The sequence below is a fragment of the Phytobacter sp. V69 genome, assembly GCF_965644215.1.
GTDB lineage: Bacteria > Pseudomonadota > Gammaproteobacteria > Enterobacterales > Enterobacteriaceae > Phytobacter.
The window spans coordinates 1-10,820 of record NZ_CBFFRL010000167.1; the positions used below are offsets into that span (position 1 = coordinate 1).

General features: G+C 55.3%; 10 protein-coding genes. 7 read left to right on the forward strand and 3 right to left on the reverse strand.

Annotated features, from left to right (window positions below; translation table 11 throughout):
* Positions 1-70 precede the first annotated feature (70 nt).
* Positions 71-1,738 (reverse strand): energy-dependent translational throttle protein EttA, encoded by a 1,668-nt coding sequence (gene ettA / locus ACSZPU_RS19410; RefSeq protein WP_499002145.1) that lies wholly within the window; start codon positions 1,736-1,738, stop codon positions 71-73.
* A 338-nt stretch (positions 1,739-2,076) separates the two neighbouring features.
* Here ettA and sltY point away from each other — a divergent pair, with 338 nt between their 5' ends.
* On the forward strand, positions 2,077-4,017 hold the full coding sequence (gene sltY, locus ACSZPU_RS19415) for a murein transglycosylase (RefSeq protein WP_499002148.1): 1,941 nt from the start codon (positions 2,077-2,079) through the stop codon (positions 4,015-4,017).
* A 63-nt stretch (positions 4,018-4,080) separates the two neighbouring features.
* A complete protein-coding gene (gene trpR / locus ACSZPU_RS19420) occupies positions 4,081-4,410 on the forward strand; it encodes a trp operon repressor (RefSeq protein WP_499002153.1) in 330 nt (109 codons plus the stop codon).
* Here the strand turns inward: trpR and yjjX are convergent.
* Positions 4,401-4,916 (reverse strand): inosine/xanthosine triphosphatase, encoded by a 516-nt coding sequence (gene yjjX / locus ACSZPU_RS19425; protein WP_499002156.1) that lies wholly within the window; start codon positions 4,914-4,916, stop codon positions 4,401-4,403. The genes trpR and yjjX overlap by 10 nt on opposite strands.
* 98 nt (positions 4,917-5,014) lie before the next feature.
* On the opposite strand from yjjX, the gene gpmB reads away from it, so the two are divergent.
* Positions 5,015-5,662 carry a 2,3-diphosphoglycerate-dependent phosphoglycerate mutase GpmB gene (gene gpmB, locus ACSZPU_RS19430; RefSeq protein WP_499002157.1) on the forward strand — a complete coding sequence of 216 codons (648 nt, stop codon included), beginning with the start codon at positions 5,015-5,017 and terminating at the stop codon, positions 5,660-5,662.
* On the opposite strand, the gene robA is transcribed toward gpmB, so the two are convergent.
* Positions 5,659-6,528, reverse strand: coding sequence for an MDR efflux pump AcrAB transcriptional activator RobA (gene robA, locus ACSZPU_RS19435; RefSeq protein ID WP_499002159.1), 870 nt, complete (start codon positions 6,526-6,528; stop codon positions 5,659-5,661). The two genes, gpmB and robA, sit on opposite strands and share 4 nt — an antisense overlap.
* Positions 6,529-6,739: 211 nt before the next feature.
* Between robA and creA the strand changes: the two genes are divergently transcribed.
* Genes creA through creD form a run of 4 tightly spaced genes read left to right on the forward strand, consistent with a single transcriptional unit; the run spans position 6,740 to position 10,748 of the window.
* Positions 6,740-7,210, forward strand: a complete 471-nt coding sequence (gene creA / locus ACSZPU_RS19440) for a protein CreA (RefSeq protein ID WP_499002161.1) — start codon at positions 6,740-6,742, stop codon at positions 7,208-7,210.
* A gap of 11 nt (positions 7,211-7,221) precedes the next feature.
* Positions 7,222-7,911: a two-component system response regulator CreB gene (creB, locus tag ACSZPU_RS19445; protein ID WP_499002163.1), complete on the forward strand. Its 690-nt coding sequence runs from the start codon at positions 7,222-7,224 to the stop codon at positions 7,909-7,911.
* Positions 7,911-9,335 carry a two-component system sensor histidine kinase CreC gene (gene creC, locus ACSZPU_RS19450; protein ID WP_499002165.1) on the forward strand — a complete coding sequence of 475 codons (1,425 nt, stop codon included), beginning with the start codon at positions 7,911-7,913 and terminating at the stop codon, positions 9,333-9,335. Before creB ends, creC begins: the two co-directional genes overlap by 1 nt.
* Positions 9,336-9,392: 57 nt before the next feature.
* On the forward strand, positions 9,393-10,748 hold the full coding sequence (gene creD / locus ACSZPU_RS19455) for a cell envelope integrity protein CreD (protein WP_499002167.1): 1,356 nt from the start codon (positions 9,393-9,395) through the stop codon (positions 10,746-10,748).
* Positions 10,749-10,820: the final 72 nt, after the last annotated feature.

Genomic DNA, 10,820 nt, shown 5'->3' on the forward strand with positions numbered 1-10,820 from the left:
TGTTAGGGCGCGGCTGGTAAGAGAGCCTTATAGGCGCATCAGAAAAACCTCCGGCTATGCCGGAGGATATTTATTTTGAAATACGTTTGTACTTGATACGCTTCGGTTCCAGCGCGTCCGCACCCAGGGTGCGTTTCTTGTACTCTTCGTATTCGGTGAAGTTACCTTCGAAGAACTCCACCTTACCCTCGTCCTGGTAGTCCAGAATGTGAGTCGCGATACGGTCAAGGAACCAACGGTCATGCGAGATAACCATCGCACAGCCCGGGAACTCCAGCAGGGCGTTTTCTAACGCGCGCAGGGTTTCGATATCCAGGTCGTTGGTTGGTTCATCGAGCAGTAGCACGTTACCGCCAACCTGTAGCAGCTTCGCCAGATGTAGACGACCGCGTTCACCACCGGACAGCTCGCCAACGCGTTTGCCCTGATCAACGCCTTTGAAGTTAAAGCGGCCAACATAGGCGCGGCTTGGCATCTCGGTGTTACCGATACGCATGATATCCAGCCCGCCGGACACTTCTTCCCAGACGGTTTTGCTGTTGTCCATGGCGTCACGGAACTGGTCCACGGAAGCCAGTTTGACGGTTTCACCCAGGGTGATAGAACCGGCATCTGGCTGTTCCTGGTTGGACATCATACGGAACAGGGTAGATTTACCCGCGCCGTTCGGACCGATGATCCCGACAATCGCGCCTTTCGGAACGGAGAAGCTCAGGTCGTCAATCAGCAGGCGGTCACCGTAGGATTTACGCAGGTTGCTAACTTCCACCACTTTATCCCCCAGACGTGCTCCTGGCGGAATAAACAGTTCGTTGGTTTCGTTACGTTTCTGGTATTCAACGTTGTTAAGCTCTTCAAAGCGTGCCAGACGGGCTTTGCCCTTAGACTGACGGCCTTTCGCACCCTGACGAACCCACTCGAGTTCTTTCTCGATGGATTTACGACGGGCCGCTTCCTGAGACGCTTCCTGTGCCAGACGCTGATCTTTCTGCTCCAGCCAGGAGGAGTAGTTGCCTTCCCACGGAATACCTTCACCACGGTCAAGTTCAAGGATCCAACCGGCAACGTTATCGAGGAAGTAACGGTCGTGGGTAATTGCCACCACGGTACCCTCGAAGTCGTGCAGGAAGCGTTCCAGCCAGGCCACGGACTCTGCATCCAGGTGGTTAGTCGGTTCGTCGAGCAGCAGCATGTCTGGTTTTTCCAGCAGCAGACGGCACAGCGCCACGCGGCGGCGTTCACCACCGGACAGGTTGGCGATTTTCGCGTCCCAGTCTGGCAGGCGCAGCGCATCAGCGGCACGTTCCAGCTGCACGTTCAGGTTGTGGCCGTCATGCGCCTGGATAATTTCTTCAAACTTGCCCTGTTGTGCGGCGAGTTTATCGAAGTCAGCGTCTGGCTCAGCGTATTTCGCGTAGACCTCATCCAGACCTTTTAACGCGTTAACCACTTCGGCAACCGCTTCTTCGACGGATTCACGAACGGTCTGCTCCGGGTTCAACTGAGGTTCCTGCGGCAGGTAGCCGATTTTAAGGCCCGGCTGCGGGCGGGCTTCACCTTCAATATCGGTATCGATGCCAGCCATGATGCGCAGCAGAGTAGATTTACCGGCACCGTTAAGACCCAGAACGCCGATTTTCGCGCCCGGGAAGAAACTCAGCGAGATATTTTTCAGAATGTGACGTTTCGGCGGAACCACCTTGCCGACACGATGCATGGTATATACGAATTGAGCCACGTTGGACTTCGCCTCTTTTTATCCCGTCATACTTCAGGACGCAGGTGTGTTGGCTGTACTCATTCACTCAGTCACTTACTGATGTAAGCTCCTGGATTCATTCGATTGCCGCCTTCCTGCATCTTGAATTATTTAGGGCTAATTAATGGTGATAGTTTTCAAAGGTGAAGTGTAGCCGTTTTCCGTGCTCAATCCCAGCCAGCCGCGCCTGGAGTGTTAAATCACACAAGAAAGGTAAAAAAGTGTTCAGGACGTGGCGCGTTACGGCGTGCACGGTTAGCATTAAGGCATTATGCGGCATGACGCTGTAGGTAACGTTTTTATAAGGGGAATAAGCTGTGCAGAGAGCTAAACATGTCGCCTGGCGTTTTCTGGCGGCCAGTATTTGTTTGCTGTCCCTCAGCAATGTGGCGCGAGCGGACTCACTGGATGAACAACGTAATCGCTATGCCCAGATCAAACAGGCGTGGGACAACAAGCAGATGGACGTGGTATCGCAACTGATGCCAGGGCTGCAAAGCTACCCGCTGTATCCCTATCTGCAGTACCGCCAGATAACCGATGATCTGATGAATCAACCCGCCGTGACGGTGACCAATTTTATTCAGGCAAACCCCACGTTACCGCCCGCACGCACCCTGAAAACGCGCTTTATCAATGAGCTGGCGCGTCGGGAAGACTGGCGCGGTTTGCTGGCATTCAGCCCGGAAAAACCCACAACAACTGAGGCGCAATGTAACTACTACTTTGCGAAATGGAGCACCGGACAGGCCGACGAAGCCTGGCAGGGGGCGAAAGAACTCTGGCTGACGGGAAGCAGCCAGCCGAACGCCTGTGACCGGCTCTTTGGCGCATGGCGCGCCTCCGGCACGCAGGACCCACTGGCGTTTCTGGAACGTATTCGTCTGGCGATGAAAGCGGGCAATACGCGGCTGGTTATTCTGCTGGCGGGCCAGATGCCGCCGGACTATCAGACCATCTCGTCTGCCATCATTACGCTTGCCAACAATCCTGGCAGCGTCATGACCTTTGCCCGCACCACGGGCGCGACCGATTTTACCCGCCAGATGGCCGCCGAGGCGTTCGAAAGCGTCGCACGTGACGATGTGGAAAACGCCCGGCTGATGATCCCGTCACTGGTGCAGGCACAGCAACTGAATGAAGGTCAGACGCAAACGCTGCGCGATATTGTCGCCTGGCGTCTGATGGGTAATGACGTGACCGATGAGCAGGCGCGCTGGCGCGATGACGCCATCATGCGCTCACAGTCTATCTCGATCGTTGAGCGGCGCGTGCGGATGGCTATCGGCAACGGCGACCGCCGTGGGCTGAATACCTGGCTTGCGCGTTTGCCGATGGAAGCCAAAGAGAAGGATGAGTGGCGATACTGGCAGGCGGATCTGCTGCAGGAGCGCGGGCGTGATGCCGAGGCGAAAGAGATCCTCCATGCGCTGATGCAGCAACGCGGGTTCTACCCGATGGCGGCGGCCCAGCGTCTGGGCGAAACGTACACGATGAAAATCGACAAGGCGCCGGGCAATATCGATCCTGCGCTGGCAAACGGGCCGGAGATGTCCCGTGTGCGCGAACTGATGTACTGGAATCAGGACAACACCGCCCGCAGTGAGTGGGCCAACTTGATCACCAGTCGTAGCGTGCAGGAGCAGGCACAGCTGGCGCGCTATGCGTTTAATCAGCACTGGTGGGATCTGAGCGTGCAGGCGACGATCGCCGGTAAGCTGTGGGATCAACTGGAGGAACGTTTCCCGCTGGCCTACAACGACCTTTATGCCCGCTACACGCGCGGCAAAGATATCCCGCAAAGCTATGCGATGGCGATCTCGCGCCAGGAGAGCGCCTGGAACCCGAAAGTACGCTCCCCGGTGGGGGCCAGCGGGCTTATGCAGATCATGCCGGGTACCGCGACGCACACGGTGAAGATGTTTAATATTCCTGGCTACAGCAATGCGGTACAACTGCTGGAACCGAAGGTGAACATCAATATCGGTACCAGCTACCTGCAGTACGTCTATCAGCAGTTTGGCAATAACCGTATCTTCTCTTCTGCGGCATACAACGCCGGGCCGGGCAGGGTGCGCACCTGGCTGAACAACAGCGGCGGGCGAATTGACGCGGTGGCCTTTATCGAGAGCATCCCGTTTTCCGAGACCCGCAGCTATGTGAAAAATGTGCTGGCCTATGACGCTTACTACCGTTTCTTTATGGACGGTACTAAGGCTCCGGTGCTGACGGACGCGGAGTGGCAGCGCCGTTACTGATTTCTGCGGTTTGTGTTATGCTGTGTACTCTCTAGCGAGTACATAGCATAACGGCGGCAAATTATGACCCAGCAATCACCCTATTCAGCGGCCATGGCCGAACAGCGTCACCAGGAATGGCTGCGCTTTGTCGAACTCGTCAGGCAGTCTTACGAACAGGATTTACATCTTCCGTTGCTTAACCTGATGCTCACCCCTGATGAGCGTGAAGCTTTAGGCACGCGCGTGCGGATTATCGAGGAGCTGTTGCGCGGTGAGATGAGTCAGCGTGAACTTAAAAGTGAGCTCGGTGCGGGCATTGCCACGATCACCCGTGGATCGAACAGCCTGAAAGCCGCGCCTGCCGACCTGCGCTTATGGCTGGAGCAGACGCTGCTTAACGGTCAGCGATAGACCGCATTGTGAAACGGGCTTAACGCCAGTATCACGGCCTGATGATATACGCTGGCGCGCGTTAACTTCCCGGCGGTAAACACGCCAATCGCGCCATCTTTGCGGCCAATCTCATCAATCCCGGTGTACGCCGACATCGCCGGGCCCAGCGCCTCACCCGCACGTATTTTCTGCAGAATTACCTCCGGCAAGGGCAGAGTGGCAGAACGGGCTTCACCGCGCTGTTCGCGACTTTCAATGACTACCCAGCTAAAGGTGCTGCCTTCATCAATTCCGGCTTCGATAGCGACCCAAAAGTCTGCGTCGGGGCGGGCATGACGGGCGTTAATGACGCGGTTGCGGGCACCTGCGCGCGTTTCTTCACTGCCGAGGGGCTGTTCTGGTACACCGCTCTCAACAGCGATAGCGTCGATATGGCAAGATCCTTCACCGAAAATCTCATCAAAAGCGTGCAGAATCGCCCGAATTTTGGCGGGGTTTGTGGTAGCAGAGACAACATGGTGCATAATCTATAGCTGGCTGCCCGTAATGAGACGCGTTCTGCATGACGGGTAAGGCCTTCCTCATATAATAAACTTCATCGCAGTATAATGGATATAAAAGCATGTTACAGGTATACCTTGTCCGCCACGGTGAAACGCAGTGGAACGCCGAGCGTCGTATTCAAGGCCATTCAGACAGTCCGTTAACCGAAAAAGGGGAACAGCAGGCATGGCAGGTGGCTGAGCGCGCGAAAGCGCTGGGCGTCACGCATATCATTGCCAGCGACCTCGGACGTACACGTCGCACGGCTGAAATCATTGCAGAGCTATGCGTCTGCGACATCACCCTCGATTCGCGCCTGCGCGAACTTGATATGGGTGTGCTCGAACAGCGTAACCTCGAAACCCTGACCGAAGAAGAAGAAGGCTGGCGTCGTCAACTGGTGAATGGCACCGCAGACGGGCGCATTCCCGGCGGTGAGTCGATGCAGGAGCTTGCCGATCGCATGCATGCTGCCCTGGCGACCACGCTGGAGCTCCCGCCAGGGAGCCGCCCGATGATCGTCAGCCACGGCATGGCCCTGGGCTGTCTGTTGAGCACCATTCTGGGTCTTCCGGCTTATGCTGAGCGCCGCCTGCGTTTGCGTAACTGCTCTATTTCCCGTATCGATTATCAGGATAGCGCGTGGCTGGCGTCAGGATGGGTCGTGGAAACGGCAGGAGATGTCTCACATCTGGACGCTCCTGCACTGGATGAGTTGCAGCGTTAACGGCGGATAGGAATCAGATACTCGCAGCGGATGTAGAGCGGCGGCTCTTGCGTGCGCGCATCTTCCTGCGGGTAGAACCGCTCAATATCCTGGCCTTTACGGCGTGTCAGATTCAGCATCGGCATGCAGGTACCGTAGACGGTCAGGATAAATTCCTGTACGCCAGTACCCGGCCCTTCATAGAAGAACATCACATACTCACCGCCTTCCAGCAGTACCGGATGGGCGTTATGCATATGGCCATTCGCCATCTCCGGTGTCAGGGCGGTGGTGTAAAACACCTCTTGCTCGTCGTCTTTGTCCAGACTTGGCCGCGGTTCATGCAGGCCATACATTTCTGCCGGAATGGTCGGCGAATTGCCTAAAAACTCACGCCAGAACTGAATACGCATCTGATGACGGAAATCGGAGATCTCTTCCAGCGAGCAGGTATAACTCTGGGTCGTACCAATGAGTTGCGTTTCCGGAAGCGTAACGTACTCATATCTCGGCATGGCAAACTCACCTAAACGCAGCGGCGGGCGGATGCCAAAAGAGCTCCAGTCAGGAGAGCGGCGATACAGCGCGGGCGTCAGGTTAAACTGCTTTTTAAAAGCGCGCGTGAAGGTTTGCTGAGAATCAAAGCGGTACTGCAGAGCGATATCCAGAATGGGGCGTGAGGTCAGGCGCAAAGCGACAGCAGACTTCGACAGGCGGCGCGCGCGAATGTAAGCGCCGATCGCATGGCCCGTCACGTCTTTGAACATCCTTTGCAGATGCCACTTGGAATAACCGGCTTTTGCCGCCACATTATCTAACGACAATGGCTGATCCAGGTGGCTTTCCAGCCAAGTAAGAAGATCACGAATAATCCCAGCCTGATCCATAAAATATCCTCATCCTTAAAACGGCTTACGCCTGATACCAGTAAAGGGATAATACCACTGTTTGTTATTTTAGCATTCAGTGTTTTTTTTGTGCGTTAGTGCGCATTGTCTCTGATTTTCATGATAATTTTTGTAAATTAGTGATCTATAAACCTTTTCCTCTTTGGCTCGTGAATAGTCGCTCAACGTTATATTCAAAAATGGTAACAATATGAAATACACACGTTTAATACTTTCCTCATTAGCGTTGCTGTGGGGTTCTGCTCACGCGGAACAGATTGGCTCGGTGGACACCGTATTCAAAATGTTCGGCCCGGATCACAAAATTGTGGTCGAGGCGTTCGACGATCCGGATGTGCAAAATGTGACCTGTTATCTGAGTCGGGCAAAAACGGGTGGCATTAAAGGCGGCCTGGGGTTGGCGGAAGACACATCTGATGCGGCGATTTCGTGCCAGCAGGTAGGGCCAATCGAGCTCAGTGATAAGATCAAAAACGGCAAAGCGCAGGGTGACGTGGTCTTCCAGAAGCGCACCTCGCTGGTGTTCAAGAAGCTGCAGGTGGTCCGTTTTTACGACAGCAAACGTAACGCGCTGGTTTATTTGACCTATTCCGATAAAGTGGTAGATGGATCGCCGAAAAACGCACTGAGCGCGGTGCCGATTATGCCCTGGGGCAAATAAAAGGAATGGAGATGCCACAACCGCGAATCTGGCTGGTTGAAGACGAGGCAAGTATTGCCGAAACGCTGATTTATATGTTGCAGCAGGATGGGTTTGCCGTCACCGCGTTTGAGCGGGGGCTACCCGTCCTCGACGCGGCGGCGCGGCAACTGCCGGATCTTGCGATCCTGGATGTTGGGCTGCCGGATATTAGCGGTTTTGAGTTGTGTCGGCGTTTGCTGGCTCAGGCACCGGGGTTGCCGGTGCTGTTTCTGACCGCGCGCAGCGATGAGATCGACAAGCTACTGGGGCTGGAAATGGGGGCCGATGACTACATCGCTAAACCCTTTTCGCCCAGAGAAGTGTGCGCCCGAGTGCGTACCGTGTTGCGCCGCTTCCAGAAAGCCACGGTGCAATCTTCGCTCCTTCGCGTCGGGCAATTTGAACTGGATGAAGAGGCGGCCATCATCCGCTGGTGTGGCGATATTCTCCCCCTTACTCGCTATGAATTCCTGCTGTTAAAAACCCTGCTGCATGCACCGGGCAGGGTTTTCTCACGTCAACAGTTGATGGATCTCGTCTGGACCGATGCCGAAGAGAGCTTTGATCGTACCGTCGATACCCACATCAAAACGCTGCGCGCCAAACTGCGTGCGGTGAATGGCGAGCTGTCGCCGATCAATACTCATCGCGGTATGGGTTACAGCCTGGGTATCCGCTAATGCGTATCGGGATGCGGCTGCTGCTGGGCTATTTTTTGATTGTGGCGGTTGCCGCCTGGTTTGTGCTGTCGATTTTCGTCCAGGAGATCAAGCCGGGCGTAAGAAGAGCAACCGAAGGCACGCTTATCGATACCGCCACGCTGCTGGCAGAGGTGGCGCGTGCGGATTTGCTCTCCGGGCAGGCGCAAAACGGCAAGCTGGCCGAGGCGTTTATTTCGCTCACCCAGGGCAAGATTAACGCCAATATCAGCGGCATCCGCAAGGTGCGTAACGAATACCATGTCTACATGACCGATGCGCTGGGTAAGGTGGTTTTTGATTCGGCAGGCCTTGCCGTTGGGCAGGATTATTCCCGCTGGAACGATGTCTGGCTGACGCTGCGCGGGAAATACGGTGCGCGCAGTACGCCTTCCGACCCAAACGACCCGGAAAGTACCGTGATGTACGTGGCGGCTCCCGTCACCGACCAGGGACGTATTATCGGCGTACTGAGTGTGGGCAAACCCAACAGTGCGATTGCCCCGATTATCAAACGCAGCGAGCGGCGCATGCTTTGGGCCAGCGCGGCGTTGTTGGGGATTGCTCTGGTGATTGGGCTTGGGGTGACGCTGTGGATTAACCGCTCCATCGGTAAATTGACCCGCTATGCGGATGCCGTAAGCGAAAACCACCCCTTACCGCTGCCGAATCTGGGGAGCAGCGAGTTGCGCAAGCTGGCGCAGGCGCTGGAGAGTATGCGCCTTAAGCTCGAAGGGAAAAATTACATCGAGCAGTACGTCTATGCGCTCACCCATGAGCTTAAAAGCCCGCTGGCGGCGATCCGCGGCGCGGCAGAGATTCTTCATGAAAATCCGCCACCGGAGGTTGCCACCCGTTTTACCAACAATATTCTGGCGCAAAACGCGCGGATGCAGGCGCTGGTGGAGAAACTGCTACAGCAGGCGAAGCTCGAAAATCGTCAGGATGTGGTTACAACATCCATCAGTATCGATGACCTGTTCCGCCAGCTTGAGGATGAGCGCAGCGTGGTGCTGGCGGCAAAAAATCTGACGCTGGAATGCGATGCCGGAACGCTTGTCACCGAGGCAGATGCCGGGCTGTTGGGCCAGGCGTTGGGGAATCTGCTCGACAATGCCATCGATTTTACCCCTCGCGACGGACACATTTCGCTGCGTGCTTACGAGCAGGATGAACAGACCGTTTTCACCGTCTGTGACAGTGGGCCAGGCATCCCGGATTACGCCCTTGAGCGCATCTTTGAACGCTTCTACTCCTTGCCCCGGGATAACGGGCAAAAGAGCAGTGGTCTTGGGCTGGCGTTTGTGCAGGAAGTTGCGCGTTTGCATCAGGGAACCATTCAGGTAAGTAACCTGCCGCAGGGCGGTACACAGGCGCTGCTGACACTTCACCGTCACTTCACATAACTTCAAATTCTCCTCTTATAGCCCCGTTACTCTGCGTACAACACACAAGGAGGGGCTATGTTGAAATCACCGTTATTCTGGAAAATTACCACCCTGGCAGGGTGCATTTGTCTGTTACTGATCCCACTAATCATGGTGGGCAACTTAATCAAAGAACGCAGCGACTACCGCAATGAGGTTGCTGATACGCTGCGGCAAAGCAGCGCCGGGCCGCAAAAGCTGATTGGCCCGCTGATTGCGATCCCGGTGACGGACGTTGTGACAACGCTCGAGTCGACGGGAGATGAGCCGCCGAAAGAGATTCGCCGCACGAAAAGCTATATCCGTTTCTGGCTGCCTGAATCGCTGATGGTCGAAGGAAAACAGCAGGTTGAAAACCGCCAGGTGGGGATCTACGAAGGGCAAGTCTGGCATGGCGATATCAGCATAAATGCCGAATTTGACCCAAAGCGTTCTGGCCTGGAAGCCAGTGAGACACGGCAACTGGGTGAGCCGTTTGTGGTCTTTGCCCTGAGCGATGCCAGAGGGATTGGGCAAATACGGACGATGAAAGTGAATGGCGAATCACTCAACGTGGAACCCGGTTCCGGCCTGATGAGCGACTTGCAGGGGATCCATGTCCCGCTTACTGCATCGGGTATTACGCAAAAAAATATCACCCTGAACGCATCATTCAGCCTCAACGGCACCGGGGCATTTTCTGTTGTTCCACTGGGGAGAAACAGCGAAATGGCGCTGATGGGGGACTGGCCTCATCCTGGCTTCACCGGTGACTTCTTGCCTGCTAAACGCGAGGTGGGCCCCGAGGGTTACCAGGCGCGCTGGCAAAGTACCTGGTTTGCCAACAATCTGGACAGCAAAGTTCGCGATATTCTGAGTCTGAGTGGTAGCAATGAATGGCGTCTGCCGGCGTTCAGCGTCAACATCGCGACGCCTGCGGATCAGTACCAGTTAACGGACAGAGCGGTGAAGTATGCGATTTTGCTCATCGCCCTCATTTTCGCCGCGTTTTTCGTCTTTGAAAGTCTTACCGGGCGGCAAATGCACCCCATGGAATATCTGCTGGTGGGGTTATCGCTGGTGATGTTTTATCTGGTTCTGCTGGCGCTGTCAGAGCATGTCGGTTTTACCCATGCGTGGTTAATTGCCAGCGTACTGGGTACGGCAATCAACGGTGTCTATTTGCAGGGCGTGTTGAAAAGCTGGCGTGCGAGCCTGCCTTTTAGCGGCGCGTTGCTGGTGCTGTATGGCGTGATGTGGAGTCTGCTGAATTCAGAAGACAGCGCATTGCTGCTGGGAACGGGCGTGCTGTTTGCAGCACTGAGTACCGTGATGATACTGACGCGGCGCTTTGACTGGTATTCCCTCTCGCGAGCGGTAAAAAAGCCCGTTGAGAGCATTGTTCCTGCTTAGATAGTGTCGTCACGAGGATAAAAATCATTGATAATAGGGCCTTCTAATCAGAAGGCCCTATTATCATGACTA